The sequence below is a fragment of the Amycolatopsis sp. NBRC 101858 genome (assembly GCF_030269325.1).
GTDB classification, from domain to species: Bacteria; Actinomycetota; Actinomycetes; order Mycobacteriales; family Pseudonocardiaceae; genus Amycolatopsis; species Amycolatopsis ponsaeliensis.
The window spans coordinates 694,285-709,789 of sequence record NZ_BSTD01000005.1 but is presented as its reverse complement, the minus strand read 5'-3'; the positions used below and the strand labels follow the sequence as shown (position 1 = coordinate 709,789).

The 15,505-nt window shown below is 71.1% G+C and carries 15 protein-coding genes; 13 read left to right on the top strand and 2 right to left on the bottom strand.

Annotation, left to right across the window (positions count from 1 at the left end):
- Window positions 1-126: 126 nt before the first annotated feature.
- From QSK39_RS37540 to QSK39_RS37525, 4 genes are all read left to right on the top strand, one after another.
- Complete coding sequence (locus QSK39_RS37540; RefSeq protein WP_285482559.1) at window positions 127-753, top strand: PadR family transcriptional regulator; 627 nt, start codon at window positions 127-129, stop codon at window positions 751-753.
- Window positions 734-2,347: a DHA2 family efflux MFS transporter permease subunit gene (locus QSK39_RS37535; protein ID WP_285482558.1), complete on the top strand. Its 1,614-nt coding sequence runs from the start codon at window positions 734-736 to the stop codon at window positions 2,345-2,347. Before QSK39_RS37540 ends, QSK39_RS37535 begins: the two co-directional genes overlap by 20 nt.
- Window positions 2,348-2,661: 314 nt before the next feature.
- Window positions 2,662-3,291, top strand: a complete 630-nt coding sequence (locus tag QSK39_RS37530; protein WP_285482557.1) for a Maf family protein — start codon at window positions 2,662-2,664, stop codon at window positions 3,289-3,291.
- 100 nt (window positions 3,292-3,391) lie between these two features.
- Window positions 3,392-4,744: a dicarboxylate/amino acid:cation symporter gene (locus QSK39_RS37525; RefSeq protein WP_285482556.1), complete on the top strand. Its 1,353-nt coding sequence runs from the start codon at window positions 3,392-3,394 to the stop codon at window positions 4,742-4,744.
- A 6-nt stretch (window positions 4,745-4,750) separates the two neighbouring features.
- Here the strand turns inward: QSK39_RS37525 and QSK39_RS37520 are convergent, their stop codons facing one another.
- Window positions 4,751-5,473 (bottom strand): hypothetical protein, encoded by a 723-nt coding sequence (locus QSK39_RS37520; RefSeq protein ID WP_285482555.1) that lies wholly within the window; start codon window positions 5,471-5,473, stop codon window positions 4,751-4,753.
- A 130-nt stretch (window positions 5,474-5,603) separates the two neighbouring features.
- On the opposite strand from QSK39_RS37520, the gene QSK39_RS37515 reads away from it, so the two are divergent.
- The 8 genes from QSK39_RS37515 to QSK39_RS37480 all read left to right on the top strand — a co-directional run bounded on the left by QSK39_RS37515 (window position 5,604) and on the right by QSK39_RS37480 (window position 12,772).
- Window positions 5,604-5,879 (top strand): SAV_915 family protein, encoded by a 276-nt coding sequence (locus QSK39_RS37515; protein ID WP_284748046.1) that lies wholly within the window; start codon window positions 5,604-5,606, stop codon window positions 5,877-5,879.
- A 106-nt stretch (window positions 5,880-5,985) separates the two neighbouring features.
- Window positions 5,986-7,779 carry an acetyl/propionyl/methylcrotonyl-CoA carboxylase subunit alpha gene (locus QSK39_RS37510; RefSeq protein WP_285482554.1) on the top strand — a complete coding sequence of 598 codons (1,794 nt, stop codon included), beginning with the start codon at window positions 5,986-5,988 and terminating at the stop codon, window positions 7,777-7,779.
- Between the two features lie 58 nt (window positions 7,780-7,837).
- On the top strand, window positions 7,838-8,386 hold the full coding sequence (locus QSK39_RS37505) for a DUF1707 SHOCT-like domain-containing protein (protein WP_285482553.1): 549 nt from the start codon (window positions 7,838-7,840) through the stop codon (window positions 8,384-8,386).
- Between the two features lie 6 nt (window positions 8,387-8,392).
- Entirely contained in the window at window positions 8,393-8,782 is a 390-nt protein-coding gene (locus QSK39_RS37500) for a DUF1707 SHOCT-like domain-containing protein (protein ID WP_285482552.1), read from the top strand.
- Between the two features lie 23 nt (window positions 8,783-8,805).
- Window positions 8,806-9,960, top strand: coding sequence for a sensor histidine kinase (locus tag QSK39_RS37495; RefSeq protein ID WP_285482858.1), 1,155 nt, complete (start codon window positions 8,806-8,808; stop codon window positions 9,958-9,960).
- A 77-nt stretch (window positions 9,961-10,037) separates the two neighbouring features.
- The gene (locus QSK39_RS37490) at window positions 10,038-11,051 is read left to right on the top strand and encodes a hypothetical protein (RefSeq protein ID WP_285482551.1); all 1,014 of its coding nucleotides are present in this window, start codon (window positions 10,038-10,040) and stop codon (window positions 11,049-11,051) included.
- 100 nt (window positions 11,052-11,151) lie between these two features.
- Entirely contained in the window at window positions 11,152-12,174 is a 1,023-nt protein-coding gene (locus QSK39_RS37485) for a hypothetical protein (protein ID WP_285482550.1), read from the top strand.
- A 67-nt stretch (window positions 12,175-12,241) separates the two neighbouring features.
- Window positions 12,242-12,772 carry a GNAT family N-acetyltransferase gene (locus QSK39_RS37480; protein ID WP_285482549.1) on the top strand — a complete coding sequence of 177 codons (531 nt, stop codon included), beginning with the start codon at window positions 12,242-12,244 and terminating at the stop codon, window positions 12,770-12,772.
- A gap of 6 nt (window positions 12,773-12,778) precedes the next feature.
- Here the strand turns inward: QSK39_RS37480 and QSK39_RS37475 are convergent, their stop codons facing one another.
- Window positions 12,779-14,512, bottom strand: coding sequence for a glycerol-3-phosphate dehydrogenase/oxidase (locus QSK39_RS37475; protein WP_285482548.1), 1,734 nt, complete (start codon window positions 14,510-14,512; stop codon window positions 12,779-12,781).
- Between the two features lie 235 nt (window positions 14,513-14,747).
- On the opposite strand from QSK39_RS37475, the gene QSK39_RS37470 reads away from it, so the two are divergent.
- Window positions 14,748-15,497, top strand: coding sequence for an MIP/aquaporin family protein (locus QSK39_RS37470; protein WP_284748038.1), 750 nt, complete (start codon window positions 14,748-14,750; stop codon window positions 15,495-15,497).
- Window positions 15,498-15,505 lie beyond the last annotated feature (8 nt).

Genomic DNA, 15,505 nt, shown 5'->3' with positions numbered 1-15,505 from the left:
GGGATCATGGGGGCCTTCACGCTGTGTACGGACCGTCACAGGAATGACCGTGGACCGGGCAGTAGTCTGCGCCGTATAGTCCACGTGGAATAAACGACCTGGAGTCATCCGAAGGGACTAACGATCATGGCCTCGGCCAAGCTGACCCCACTCGGCCTCGCCGTGCTGGAGCTGCTCCACGAGAAACCCATGCACCCGTACGAGATGGCCTCCCTGATGCGCGAGCGGTACGTCAGCACCCGCGTCAACGTGAAGGCCGGGTCGCTCTACCACACCGTGGAACGCCTGCAGCGCAGCGGTTTCCTCGAGGTCGTCGACACGCAGCGCGACGGCAGGCGGCCCGAACGGACCGTCTACGGCATGACCCAGTCCGGCCTGGACGAGTTCAACCAGCGCGGCCGCGAACTGCTGGGCGACCTCGCCGACGAGTTCCCCGCGTACCTGTCCGGGCTCGCCGTGATCGACGAGCTCGGCAAGGAGACGTCGCTGCTCGAACTCGAACACCGGATCACGCGGCTGCGCGCCGCCGTCGCGGCCGACCAGGCCGTGCTGGAGCGCCTCGCCGAGGACCGGACGCCACCCATCTACTGGCTCGACTGGCAGTTCAAGTGCGACCAGCGCAAGTTCGAGCTCGAGTGGACCGTGCGCCTGCACGAAGACCTGAAGTCCGGGCGGATCCCGTTCCAGGACTGCGAACAACCGAAGCTCACGCTCATCACCGAGGAAGACGACGATGAACGCAAGACAAGCTAACCCGTGGGCGGCGCTCGGCGCGCTGTGCCTCGGCTTCTTCATGATCCTGCTCGACACGACGATCGTGTCGATCGCGATCCCGACCATGCTGCGCGAGCTGAACGCCGGACTGAACTCCGTCGTCTGGGTGATCAGCGTCTACCTGCTGACCTACGCCGTGCCGATGCTGTTCACCAGCCGCCTCGGCGACCGCTTCGGCCCGAAGCGCGTGTTCCTCGCCGGGCTGGTCGTGTTCACCGGCGCGTCGTTGTGGTGCGGCCTGTCCGGCAACGTCGAGATGCTGATCGCCGCGCGTGCCGTGCAGGGCATCGGCGCCGCGCTGATGACGCCGCAGACGCTGGCGTTCATCACGCACCTGTTCCCGCCGGCCAAGCGCGGCCCGGCGATGGGCATGTGGGGCGGCGTCGCCGGCCTGGCGACGATCACCGGCCCGCTGCTCGGCGGCGTGCTCGTCGACCACCTCGGCTGGGAGTGGATCTTCTACGTCAACGTGCCGATCGGCGTGATCGCCATCGTCATGACGCTGCTGCTGGTGCCGGACTGGCAGCCGAAGCACTCGCACTCGTTCGACCTGATCGGCATCGTGCTCTCCAGCCTGGCGCTGCTGCTCATCGTGTTCGGCGTGCAGAACGGCCAGCAGTACGACTGGGGCACCGTCTGGGGCGGGATCACGGTCTTCGAGATCATCGGCGCCGGCGTGCTGCTGCTGGTCGCGTTCGTGGTGTGGCAACGGGTCAACAAACGCGAGCCGCTGCTGCCGCTGCAGGTCTTCTCGAACCGGAACTTCTCCGCGGGCACGCTCACGGCGACGACGGTCGGTTTCGCGATGACCGGCATGTTCCTGCCGCTGGTGATCTACATCCAGTCGGTGCTCGGGCTGAGCCCGACGATGGCGGGCCTGCTGACCGCGCCGATGTCGCTGCTGTCGGGGATCGTGGCGCCGTTCGTCGGCAACCTGTCGGACAAGGTCAACGGCAAGTACCTGGTGATGTTCGGCCTGACGTCGCTGGCCGCCGGGCTCGGGGTCATCGCGCTGCAGGCGTCGCCGACGAGCAGCCCGTGGAGCTTCATCCCGGCGCTGCTGCTGTGCGGGCTCGGCATCGGCTGCATCTTCTCGCCGATGAGCAACATGACGATGGGTTCGGTGGAGCCCCGGCTGGCCGGGACGGCTTCGGGGATCTTCAACACGTCCCGCCAGGTCGGCGGCGTGCTCGGTTCCGCGGCGATCGGCGTGCTGCTGCAGGCCCAGGTGAGCTCGTCCATCGCGGACGAAGCGGCGAAGGCGGCCTCGCAGCTGCCGGAGCAGTACCGGGCGCCGTTCGCGGAGGGCATCGCGAAGGCCGCGGCGAGCACCGGTGAGTTCGGGTCGGCCGGCGGGCCGTCGCCGATGCCGGGGCTGCCCGCGGAGATCGCCGCCCAGGCCGGCCGCCTCGCGTCGGATGCGGTCCACAGTGGACTGACGGACGCGGCCCGCGTGACGATGCTGCTGCCGATGGCGGTGCTGCTGCTGGGCGTGCTCTCGGCGGCCGTGCTGCGGCAGGTGAAGCCGCGCTGGGAGACCCCGGCGCCGGCTCCCGAGACCGCCGCGGCCTGACGTGCGGGCCTCCGCTCCGGGTGTCGGGACCGGAGCGGAGGCCGGCACGGCCCCGCGGGAGCGGTGGTCTAGCGAGCGGCCTTCGGCGTCGAAGCCGAATCCGCCCGGATGGTCGCCCGGCCCTTCGTCGCGCGGATCCTGGTCCACAGCGACTGCGTTCTGGTGACGGGCGTCGATTCCGTGACCCGTACGGTCATCGGCCACCTCCGCGTCTTCCCGGCGCCATATGTTGCGAGCCACAACAAACTAACTCCGTTTGCCCGGTGACGCCGGTCACAATTCGATTACAGCGAGCGTCCGGGTACGTTCGCCGGGTGCAGTTCGTCCTCGCCTCCCAGTCCCCCGCCCGGCTCGCCCTCCTGCGTTCCGCGGGCCTCGATCCGGCCGTGTTCGTCTCCGGCGTCGACGAGGACGCCGTCGCCGCCTCGCTGACCGACCCGTCGCCGTCCGAGCTCGTCGCGGCGCTCGCCGCGGCCAAGGCCGAAGCGGTCCTCGACCAGGTCGCCGCGGTCCACCCGGACGCCGTCGTCGTCGCCTGCGACTCGATGCTGAACATCGGCGGGCAGATGGTCGGCAAACCGCCGAATCCGGACATCGCGCGGCAGCGCTGGGCCGCGATGGCGGGGTCATCCGGTGAACTCCTGACCGGGCACGCGGTCGTCCGGCTCGACGGCGGGACGCGCGCGAAGGAGACCAGTGGCTGGGAGTCGACGACCGTCCGGTTCGGCACGCCGAGCCCCGAGGAGATCGACGCCTACATCGCGACCGGCGAGCCGCTGCACGTCGCCGGCGGGTTCACGATCGACGGCCTGGGCAGCTGGTTCGTCGACGGGCTCGACGGCGGCCACACCAGCGTCATCGGCATCAGCCTGCCGCTGACGCGCCGGCTGCTGGCCGAGGTCGGCGTGAGTGTCGTGGATCTCTGGCGGCCTCCCGCATCCTGAGAAGGGCGCCACACGAACGGGTGATCCGGAAGAGTCCTGCCTTGCCTAACGTTCTCTTTACCCGGCAAAACAGGAAACTTTCGAGCACCGGAGTCGCCCCGTGTCTTTCGTACGGACATACACCAAGCCGCGGGTGTTCGCGGCCGCGGTTCTCGGCTCGCTCGTCGTCGGCGCCCTCCTGGGCGTCGTCGCACGGCAGACCGAGGCCGGCTGGCTGACCGATCTCCTCGACCAGATCGGCACCATCTTCACCACGCTGCTGCAGATCGCGGTGATCCCGCTGGTCTTCACGGCGATCGTGGTCGGCATCAACAGCCTCCGGAAGCTCGGCGGCGGCCGCACGGCCGCGCGCCTGGGCGGCAAGACGGTGCTGTGGTTCGCGATCACGTCGTTCATCGCGTCGCTGATCGGCATCGCCGTCGGCCGGCTCTTCGACCCGGGTTCGGGCGGGCTCGGCGGCGTCACGGCGACCGCCAAGAACGCCGACAAGGCCGCCGCCAGCGTCGACCACTGGGGCTCGTGGAGCGCGTTCGTGGACGGGCTCCTGCCGGAGAACTTCGTGAAAGCGTTCGCCGACGGCGAGACGCTGCAGGTCCTCTTCCTCGCGCTGGTCATCGGCGCCGCGGCGTACAGCCTGGGTGACAAGGCGAAGCCGTTCGTGGACTTCACGACAAGCGTCTTCGAGATCATCCAGCGCTACCTCGGCTGGATCGTCCGGCTGGCCCCGATCGGCATCATCGGCCTGATCGGCGCGGCGGTCTCCAACTACGGCGACGCGCTGTTCCGGCCGCTGTTCTCGACCACGCTCGCGGTCTACGTCGGCTGCCTGCTCGTGCTGTTCGTCGTCTACCCGATCCTGCTGCAGTTCGTGGCGAAGGTCAGCCCGCTGAAGTTCTTCGCGAAGGCCGGCACGGCGATCCAGTTCGCGTTCGCCTCGCAGTCCTCGGCCGCGACGCTGCCGCTGACCCGCCAGTCCGCGGTCAACCTCGGCGTCCAGCCGGCGTACGCGGCCTTCGCGACCCCGCTCGGCAGCGCGACGAAGATGGACGGCTGCGCGGCGGTCTTCCCGGCGATCGCGGCGATCTTCGTCGCCAACCTGGCCGGGGTGTCGCTGAACTTCTGGCAGTACGTGGGCATCGTCGTGGTCGCGGTGGTCGGCGCGCTGGCGACGGCGGGCACCACGGGCTGGCTGACGGCCTTCACGCTGACGACGTCGTTCATCGGCCTCGACGCGAAGCAGGTGGCGGTCGGCCTCGCGCTGATCTACTCGGTCAACCCGATCATGGACATGATGCGGACGGCGACGAACGTGGCCGGCCAGATCGCGGTGCCGGTGATCGTCGCGCGCGGCGAAGGCCTCCTCGACGACGAGGTCCTCAACGCCCCGACGGACAACCCGGAGCACAGCGACGAGGGCACCGAGGCCCGGCACACGGAACCCGCCCCCGCCTGACCGGCGTCAAGACGGGCAAGCACGGAGGTCGGCGCGGGTGAGCCGGATGTCCGGCCACCCGCGCAGGTCCGACGGCGCCGTGTACCGGCGGGTGCAGCCGACCGACTTGCCCGTCAGGTCGTACACCTGGCCCAGCACCGGCGCCGCGTCGCACTTCGCGGTGCCGGAATCCGCGCCGCGGCAGTCGTGGCGGACCACGATCACGTCCGGGCGGCCGTCGGCCGTGACGTCGTAGAGCGCCAGCGTCCCCGCGTCCGCGAAGTACGGCTTGCCCGGCGCGCGCCAGACTCCCCCGCTCGCGACGAGCAGTTCGCCGTACGCCGCGTTGCCCTGGTCGCCGACGTCGCCGCGGACCAGGCACGTCGGCGCCGCGCCGTCGATGCAGCGCAGTGAGTTCTGGTCCAGCCGCACGCCGAGCTGGGCGATCGACAGGTCGAACACCGTGCCCGGCTCGGGCCCGACGCGCACCCGCGCCGAACCGCCCGCCGCGTCGGCCAGCAGAACCACCGGCGTCCCGCCGACCGTCATCGCCGCGAGCTGGCGGCACGGGCCGCCGCCGCAGGTCACCACCGGCGCCACCGGGGCGGCCGCGGGCTCGGCCACGTCGGCGGGGGCCTCCGGGCGTGGGCGCAGCAGGAACACCGCGGCGATCGCGCCGAGGGTCACCACCGCGGCCAGCACCGCGGTGAGCAGCGCCGACCGGGGCGTGCGCGCCGCCGAAGTCCGCATGAGACAGAGCGTAAGCCGCCTCGCGACTGTGTGTGGGCAGCGGCCCGGCCGCGTGTGGCCGAAATCCCCCGGCCGGGCACCCGTCCGAGGCACCCCGGCTTAGCGGAGCGTGTCCGTCTATGTTGTCCGGGTGACGAACCCGAACCTTCCCCCCGCCCTCTACCTGCCGACCGGCCCGGCCAGCGCCGCGACCGAGGGCGCGTCGATCGAGCTGCGCCGCACGCCGGACGGCCGCACCGCGCTGGTCGCGTTCACCGCGCTCGACCGGCTGATCGACTGCTGCGGCGAGCACCAGCCGTGGGTGCTGGTCAACACCGAGCACCTGCCGAAGGTCCACGCGGCGAACCCATACGACGTCATCGTGCTCGACTCGCCGCTGCCCCAGGAGCTGCGTCACCACGTCTGAGCGTGGTTCAGCTCTCACTCAAGGGACTCCCGACGTCAGGTCCGTAGACTCCCCCGTACCGCGAAGGCGGTCAGCAATGCAGCTGTCGGGACGCAGGAGGTGCGGGGTGGCCGAGCAGGTCGGCGAATCCACCGGTGGTCCGGTGACCAAGATCCTGGTCGCCAACCGGGGCGAGATCGCGGTACGCGTGATCAGAGCCGCCAAGGACGCTGGCTTGGCCAGCGTGGCGGTGTACGCCGATCCGGATCGCGACGCACCGCACGTGCGCCTGGCCGACGAGGCCTTCGCGCTCGGCGGCACCACGGCGGCCGAAAGCTACCTCAACTCCGACAAGCTGCTCGACGCGGCGAAGCGGGCCGGTGCCGACTCCGTGCACCCGGGCTACGGCTTCCTCTCCGAGAACGCGGACTTCGCCCAGGCCGTCCTCGACGCCGGGCTGACCTGGATCGGGCCGAGCCCGCAGGCCATCCGGGACCTCGGTGACAAGGTCACCGCGCGCCACATCGCGATGCGCGCGGGCGCGCCGCTGGTCCCGGGCACGAAGGAGCCCGCCAAGGACGCCGACGAGATCGTCGCGTTCGCCGACGAGCACGGCCTGCCGGTGGCCATCAAGGCCGCGTTCGGCGGCGGTGGCCGCGGCCTCAAGGTCGCGCGCACCCGCGAAGAGATCCCCGAGCTGTTCGAGTCGGCGACGCGCGAGGCGGTGGCCGCGTTCGGCCGCGGCGAGTGCTTCGTCGAGCGGTACCTGGACAAGCCGCGCCACGTCGAGGCGCAGGTGCTGGCCGACCAGCACGGCAACGCGATCGTCGTCGGCACCCGCGACTGCTCGCTGCAGCGCCGGCACCAGAAGCTCGTCGAGGAGGCGCCCGCGCCGTTCCTGTCCGACGAGCAGCGCAAGCGCATCCACGAGTCGGCGAAGGCGATCTGCAAGGAAGCCGGCTACTACGGCGCCGGCACGGTCGAGTACCTCGTCGCCACCGACGGCACCATCTCCTTCCTCGAGGTCAACACCCGCCTGCAGGTCGAGCACCCGGTCTCGGAGGAGACCACCGGCCTCGACCTCGTCCGCGAGATGTTCCGCATCGCGCGCGGCGAGAAGCTGCGGATCACCGAGGACCCCGAGCCGCGCGGCCACTCGATCGAGTTCCGCATCAACGGCGAGGACGCCGGCCGCGGCTTCCTGCCCGCGCCGGGCACGGTGACGAAGTTCGTCGCGCCGAGCGGCCCCGGCGTGCGCGTCGACTCCGGGGTCGAGTCCGGCAGCGTGATCGGCGGCCAGTTCGACTCGATGCTGGCGAAGCTGATCGTGACCGGCTCGGATCGCAACAACGCCCTCGAACGCAGCCGCCGCGCACTCGCCGAGATGGTCGTCGAAGGCATGGCGACCGTGCTGCCGTTCGACCGCGTGATCGTCGACGACCCCGCGTTCATCGGCGACGAAAACGGTTTCAGCGTGCACACGCGCTGGATCGAGACGGAGTTCGACAACAAGATCGAGCCGTTCGTGGCGCCGGACGTCGAGGCCGCCGAGGAAGAGCCGCGCCAGAACGTCGTCGTCGAGGTCGGCGGGCGGCGCCTGGAAGTGTCGCTGCCCGGCGGGTTCGCGCTCGAAGGCGGCGGCGGGGGCGGCACCGCCGTCAAGGCGAAGCCGCGCAAGCGGGCCGGCGGCGGCAAGGCCGCGGTGAGCGGCGACGCCGTCACCGCGCCGATGCAGGGCACCATCGTGAAGGTGGCCGTCGAAGAGGGCCAGACGGTCGAAGCCGGCGAGCTGATCGTCGTCCTCGAGGCGATGAAGATGGAGAACCCGGTCACCGCACACAAAGCGGGCACGGTCACCGGCCTTGCGGTCGAGGTCGGCGCCGCCGTGACGCAGGGCACGCAGCTTCTCGAGATCAAGTAGGACAGTTCGTTACAGATGTCGTGGTGGGCCGCCCCCGTGGCGGCCTACCATCGACTACGTGACCGAAGTCCCGTCTCCGCAGCTGCGGATCAGCGACCAGAACCGCGAGTCCGCGCTGTCCGCGCTCGGTGAGCACATGAGCGCGGGGCGGATCGACATCGACGAATACGGCGAGCGTTCGGCGCGGATCACCGCGGCGAAGACGCGCGGCGAGCTCGTCGAGCTCTTCGCCGACCTGCCCGCGCCGCACCCCCGGTACGAAGACGCCCCGCAGGCCGTCGCGGCACCCGAGCCGGCCAAGGAGGCCGCGCCGGCCCCGCGGCACCCGGGTTCGCCGGAAGGCTGGAACGGCGGGCAGCGGTTCGTCGCCGCGTTCCTCCCGCTGGTCTGGATCGCGACGATCGCGTTGATCGCCACCGGCGTCCTGCACGGAACGCTGATCCTGGTCCCGATCGGGCTGAGCATCTTCGCCCGGTCGATGTGGGGCCACGGCGCGCACCACCACGACAATCACCACGACCGCCGCGAGCGGCACCTGCGCGACCGGGATCGGCGGCGCGAGCTGCGAGACTCCTTCCGCGACCACCGGCGCGGCCTGGACCGCTGAGCCACCGTGGGCGACATGCGGTTGAGCGACGACGAACGCCAGGACGCCCTGGACGTCCTCGAAGAGCACGTCCGCTCCGGACGGCTCGACATCGACGAGTACGGCACCCGCTCCGCGAAGGTCACCGCGGCCAAGCGGGTCAGCGAGCTCGTGCCGCTGTTCGACGACCTGCCTTCGCCGCGCCCGAGCGCGCTGCTCAACGGGGCCGCCGCGCCCCAGGTGCCGGTGATGTCCGGCGACAACGCACTGCAGCAGTTCCTCATCCGCGGCGCGGTCCCGATCGCGATCATCCTGGCGGTCGCGGTGCTCATCCTGTCCCGCGGCCGGCTGCTGATCATCTCGGTGGCGTTGCCCTTGGTGGTCGCGATGATCGCCGGAGCCCGCCGCCGGCGCTGAAGCCTGCGAGAATCACCGGCGTGATGGGCGTGGTGCCGGGCGCGCTGGACGCCCGAGGCGAACGGGTAGCGGGGCCGATCTTCACCGGCGTCGGCCTGGCCGGGCTCGCCGCGTGCGTGGTCTGGGGCCCCGGAGTCCGGGGTGCCACGCTGGTCGTCGTGGTGGTCGCGGCGGTGTGGGTGCCGCTGCTGATCCCGCTGTTCCCGCACCGGCGGACGCACCCGTGGCTCGCCGCGGGCTATTACGCGGGGGTGCTCGCGGCCGCGACCGTGCTGGTGGCGCGCGACGACACGTTCATGGGCTTCGCGTCCTTCGGCTATCCACTCGCCTTCGTGCTCTTTCCCGCGCGCTGGGGGTTCTTCGCGGTGGCCGCGACGGCGACGTTGCCGCTGCTGGCCGCCAACTCGGACTCGCGGAGCCCGACCTGGGTCCTGGTCCTGTCGATGGCCGGCCCACTGCTGTACGCCGCGTGGTTCGTCGGCGCGGAGAGCGAGCAGCGGCGGAAGGCGAACGTCCGGCTGGAGGCCGCGCTCGAGGAGAACGCCGACCTGCACGCGCGCCTGGTCACCCAGGCGCGGGAAGCCGGCGTGCTCGACGAGCGACAGCGGATGGCCCGCGAAATCCACGACACCCTCGCGCAGGGCCTCACCGGGATCGTCACGCAGCTGCAGGCCGCCGACGGCCCGGACCGGGAGCGGCGGCTGGAGCAGGTTCGCGTGCTTGCCCGCGAAAGTCTCGGTGAAGCGCGTCGCGCGGTGCAGGCACTGCGGCCGGAACCCCTGGACGCGGCCCAGCTGCCGGAAGCGCTTTCCCGGCTGGCCCGGCGGGTGTCGGAGACGTCCGGGGTGGCCGTTCGCGCGGAGACGACCGGGGACGCCCGGCCGCTGCTTCCCGATCTGGAGGAGGCGCTCTACCGCGTCGCGCAAGAGGCTCTGGCGAACGCGGAGAAGCACGCGAAGGCGTCCCGGATCGGCGTGACGCTGTCCTATGCGGACGATCTGGTGCTGCTCGACGTCGTCGACGACGGCATCGGCTTCCGCCCCGGCGACCGCGGCGACGGCACGGGATTCGGCCTGGAGGCGATGCGGCAGCGCGTCCGCCGGGTCGCGGGGACGCTGTCGATCGAGAGCACGCCGGGCGGCGGCACGGCGGTGAGCGCCCAGGTCCCGGCGCTCTGAAGATTGCTCCTTTCGCCGGGCAACCGGTTCCCTTCCCCGGACGTGAAGATCGTGCAGGTCGGGGGAAAGGGGACAAGATGAAGAAGACGTGGTTGCGGGCGGGGGTGCTCGCCACCGTGGCGATCGCCGTCACCGCACTGGGAGTTCCGGCTTCCGCGAACGCCGCGGCGGGCCGCATCCCGTGGCGGCCGACGGTCCTGCCGCTGCCGCCCGGCGCGGGCGCGGGCAACCTCACCGGGTCGGACGGCAAGGGCGAGTACACCGGCACGTTCCGGGTCAACGACGTCACCCAGGTCGTGAGCTGGCGCAACGGGCAGCCGTTCCTGCGCGGCGTGCCGAGCGGGTACGAACGGGTCGACGCCAACGACGAAAACTCGTCCAGCGTGATCGTCGGCACGATCCACGACTACGAGACCATGACCAGCCGGACGTTCACCCTGGACGCGTCCGGCTACCACATCAAGGACAACCCGGCGGGCTACCAGGAGGTGACCGGCGTCGCGATCAACACGCGCGGCGACGTGCTGGGCGAGGCCTACCAGCCCGGGGTGCCCCGCGCCGTCGTCCTGTGGCGGGCCGACGGCAGCGCGCCGGTGGTCATCCCGGAGACGGGAGACGTCTCGTACCCGCGTGACCTGGACGACGACGGCACGATCCTGCTGGCCTCGGGCAGCGGCTCGGCGCTGTGGAAGGACGGCGTCCTGCGGAAGCTCACGCCGAGCCCGTCGGGTTGGGCGGAGGGCTACGCGATCCGCAACGGGATCGTCGTCGGGGCACGCTCCTGGGGCGGCAACCAGGCGGCCCGGTGGTCCACGCCGGACGAGACGACCGGCCTGGAAGGTGGCGGGATGGCGCAGGACATCAACAAGTCCGGGTTGACCGTGGGCCTGGTGCCGACGCCGTCGGGACCGCAGATCTACGGCAACGGAGCGGTGTGGCGCGGCACGGTCCCGGGCGTCGTGCTCGGCCCGAGCGGCTATTCGCTGTTCAGGCCGCAGGTCGCGGCCGACGACGGCACGCTGGCGGGCTACGCGGCGAACGGCCCGACCGACGGCAGCGGGGTGCCGGTGATCTGGCGACTGACGCCGTGATGCGGCTTTGACCGAGCGGGCCGGGGGCGAGGTGCTCCCGGCCCGTTCCTAAACCGTTCCCGGGGTTCGCGCGTGCTGGCGGCGAACAGGGGAGGAACGGATGACATTCAGCACCAAGGCACTCGCCGTCGCCGCGGCGGCACTGCTCACGACCACGCTCGCGCAGCCCGCGCAGGCCGCCCTCGGCCACTGGGAAGCCGGGTTCCTGGCCACGCCCGAGGGGTACCCGGACGCGACCGGCTGGGTCCGGGGAACCGACAGCCACGGCGGGTACGCCGGGAACCTCGTACTGGGCGAGGAGTCCGCGTTCGTCACGTGGTCGGCGGGCCGGCCAGCGGTACACCCGGTACCGGAGGGCTGGTCGCGGTTCGCGGTCACCGACGAGAACTCCGCCGGGACGGTGCTCGGGGACACGACCGACGCCGGTGCCCAGCGCCAGGTGGCGGTGTTCGAGCACGGTGCGTTCCGGCTGCTGCCGCGGCCGGTGGACCGACCGTTCGTGACCTCGGTGGCGCTGAACGAGCGCGGGGACGTCATCGCGAAGGCGTCGGCGTGGGACGGCAGCGACCCGGCGGTGCTGCTCTGGCGCGCCGCCGACCGGGAGCACCCGGTGGTGATCACCGGGCAGCCGTACCTGGACCCCGCGGACATCGACGACGACGGCACCATCCTGGCGAACTCGTTCCCCAACGCGTTCCTCTGGCGTGACGGCGAGTTCCGGCAGCTCACCGCGCCGCCGGAGGCCGCGTACCTCTACGTCCAGGCCATCCGGAACGGGCAGGTGGCCGGCCAGTACGGCGAGTCCGACCAGCTCCACGGCCAGGCCGTGGTGTGGCGCTCCGCCGACCGGCCTGAGGTGCTGCCGGCGTCCCACACGGCGTTCGGGATCAACCGGTACGGCCTGGTCGTCGGTACCGGCCCGATGCCCGACCCGTTCGGCCCGCCGCCGCCCCTGTCGGCCTGGCTCGCCGGCCGGGCGATGGGCCCGCTTCCGCTCGCCGGCTATGCCGACGGCTACGCGGAGACGGTGGGCGACGACGGCACGATCGCCGGTCAGGTGGCCGGCTTCAACCCGAGCGGCTACGGCGGCCGCCCGGTCGTGTGGCGCTACTCGCTGCGCTGACGCCGTGATCCGGCCTTGATCGCCGGGCCGGGGGCGGCGTGCTCCCGGCCTGGCTAGGCTGGGCGGAGTGGAACCGGTGGAGATCAACGCGGGCACGTACTACCTGCGCCAGCTGCGCGCCGACCGGCACATCGACGACCGGCCGCTGCTCATGGAGGCGTTCGCCGACCCGACGCACCGCAAGTACGTGCTGAACTACCGCCTGCGCACCCTCGACGAGGCAACGGAGTACGTGGCACTCCGGGCAGCCCAGTGGGCGGGCGACGAGCGCTGCTCATGGGCGATAGCGGAGCCGACGTCGGGCCGGTTGCTGGGCGAGGTGGGCCTGCGCGAGCTGGACCTGGACCTGGCGTACGCGGAGGCGACGATCTGGGTCCACCCGACCGAGCGAGGCAAGGGCATCGCGACAACGGCGTTGAGCGCGGCCCTCCGCTTCGGTTTCGGCGGCCTGGAGCTGGCCGAGGTGAGTTACCGCTACGAGGAGAGCAACACGGCCTCGGCGATCGTGGCGGAGCGCTGCGGGTTCACGCTGGTCGGCCCGGAAGCGGAGCGGGCGCCCACGGGTGAGCGCCTGATCCGCTGGCACCGGACCTCCTGACGCCTCTCAGCTGACGGGCTCCACGATGCCCGCCCGGGCTTCCGGGGCCGCCGACCTCAGCGCGTCCGCCGCCTCGTCGCTCGGCTGGGATTGGGACTCCCTCTCCGCCTCCACGCGGGCGTTGTAGACCTCGATCTCCCGCTTCACCGTTTCGGGTGACCAGCCGAGGACCTCGCCGACCAGGGTCGCCACCTGCTCCGCGCAGTCGACGCCGCGGTGGGCGTACTCGATCGAAATGCGCGTGCGGCGGGCCAGGATGTCCTCCAGGTGCAGCGCCCCCTCGTGCGAAGCCGCGTACACCACCTCGACTCCCAGGTAGTCCGGTGCGTGCTCGATCGGCTTCAGCAGCTCCTGGCGGCCGCTCGCCGCCGCCAGGACCTCGTGGACCAGCGAGCCGTAGCGGTCGAGCAGGTGCCTCACCCGATAGGGGTGCAAGCCGTGCTCGGCGGCCAGGTGGTCGGCCTGGTTGACCAGCGCGTGGTAGCCGTCCGCGCCGATCAGCGGGACCTTGTCCGTGATCGACGGCTGCGAACGGCCCGGCAGGTCCACCGCCGCCGCGTCGACCGCGTCCGCCGCCATCACCCGGTACGTCGTGTACTTGCCGCCCGCGATCGCGACCAGGCCCGGGGCCACCCGCGCCACCGCGTGCTCGCGCGAAAGCTTCGAAGTCTCTTCGCTCTCCCCCGCCAGCAACGGGCGAAGGCCCGCGTACACGCCTTCGATGTCGTCGTGCGTCAGCGGCGTCGCCAGGACGCTGTTGACGTGCTCGAGGAGGTAGTCGATGTCGTGCTTCGTCGCCGCCGGGTGCGCCAGGTCGAGGTTCCAGTCGGTGTCCGTCGTCCCCACGATCCAGTGATTCCGCCACGGGATCACGAACAGCACCGACTTCTCGGTGCGCAGGATCATCCCCGACTCCGAGACGATCCGGTCGCGCGGCACGACGATGTGCACGCCCTTGCTGGCGCGCACCCGAAACCGCCCGCGACCACCGGAAAGCCGTTGCAGCTCGTCGGTCCACACGCCGGTGCAGTTGATCACCGCGGCCGCCGAAATCTCCGTCTCGCGCCCATCCTCGACGTCGCGCACGCGCACGCCGGACACCCGGTCGGCCTCGCGCAGGAACCCGACGACCTGGGTGGACGTCCGCACGACCGCGCCGTAGTGCGCTGCCGTCCGCGCCACCGTCATCGTGTGGCGGGCGTCGTCGGACTGCGCGTCGTAATAGCGGATCCCCCCGATCAGCGCGGACCGCTTGAGCGCCGGCACCATCCGCAGCGCACCCGCGCGGGTGAGGTGCTTCTGGCCCGGGACGCTGCGGGCGCCGCCCATCGTGTCGTACATCAGCAGGCCGGCGGCGGTGTAGGGCCGTTCCCACACGCGGCGCGTCAGCGGGTAGAGGAAGCTGACCGGCTTGACCAGGTGCGGCGCGATGGTCGTCAGCATCAGCTCACGTTCGCGCAGCGCCTCCCGGACCAGGCCGAATTCGAGCTGTTCCAGGTAGCGCAGGCCGCCGTGAAAAAGCTTGCTCGACCGGCTCGACGTCCCCGAAGCGAGGTCGCGGGCTTCGACGAGGGCGACCCGCAGCCCGCGCGTCGCGGCGTCCAGTGCCGTGCCCGCGCCCACCACGCCGCCGCCGATGACGACGACGTCGAAGGTCTCGTTGCCGAGCCGCTGCCAGGTCTCTTCCCGCTTGGCCGGGCCCAGTCGAGCCGGGTTGGTCTCCGCTGCGTGCTGCGCCACGTGACATTCCTCCTCGTGCCGGCGAGGGTTCCAGCATCGCACGACCTGGTGATCCTCCGCCCGTCCACGGATGACACGTGTGGCGTAACCCTCCGCGATCTTGAAAAGATTCCGCTACCCGGTGCTTGGAATCCGCTTCTACGCCCCGGTAACGTCGCGCGAACGTGGGTCGGCAACGGTGCCGTGGCACGCCGTGATCGACCCTGCGCAGAGTGTCCAGTGTGGAGGTGCAGCGGTGAGTGCTGGGGCAATAATCGTCTGGGAACTACTGGGAACGGCCGCGCTGATCCTGCTCGGCAACGGTGTGGTCGCGAACCACGTGCTCCGCAAAACCAACGGCAACAACGGCGGAATCCTCTTCATCAACTTCGGGTGGGCGTTCGCCGTGTTCACCGGTGCCAGCATCGCCGCACCCAGCGGCGCGCACCTCAACCCGGCGGTGACCCTCGGGCTCGCCATCGCCGACAAGACCCCCTGGGCCGACGTCCCGTTCTACTTCATCGGGCAGATGGCCGGCGCCATCATCGGCGCGATGCTGTGCTGGGCGACCTACAAGCTCCAGTTCGACGACCACCCCGAGCCCGAGAACACCCTCGGCATCTTCTCCACCGCGCCGCAGATCCCGAACACCGCCTGGAACCTCGTCACCGAGGTCATCGGCACCTTCGTCCTGGTGGCGTGGATCCTGCTCAGCCCGGTGGTCACCGTCGGCGACGGTGGCACGCCGAACTTCGGCAACTCCGCACTCGGCTACGCGGGCGTCTCGTTCGTCGTCCTCGTGATCGGTACTTCTCTCGGTGGCCCGACGGGGTACGCCATCAACCCGGCACGTGACCTCGGCCCCCGGATCGCGTACGCGTTCCTGATGCCGATCCGCAACAAGGCGAACGCCAACTGGGGCTACTCGTGGATCCCGGTCGTCGGCCCGCTGGTCGGTGGCGCGATCGCCGCGCTCCTGTACCTCGTCGTGCACAACCTGACCTGATCGCCGAA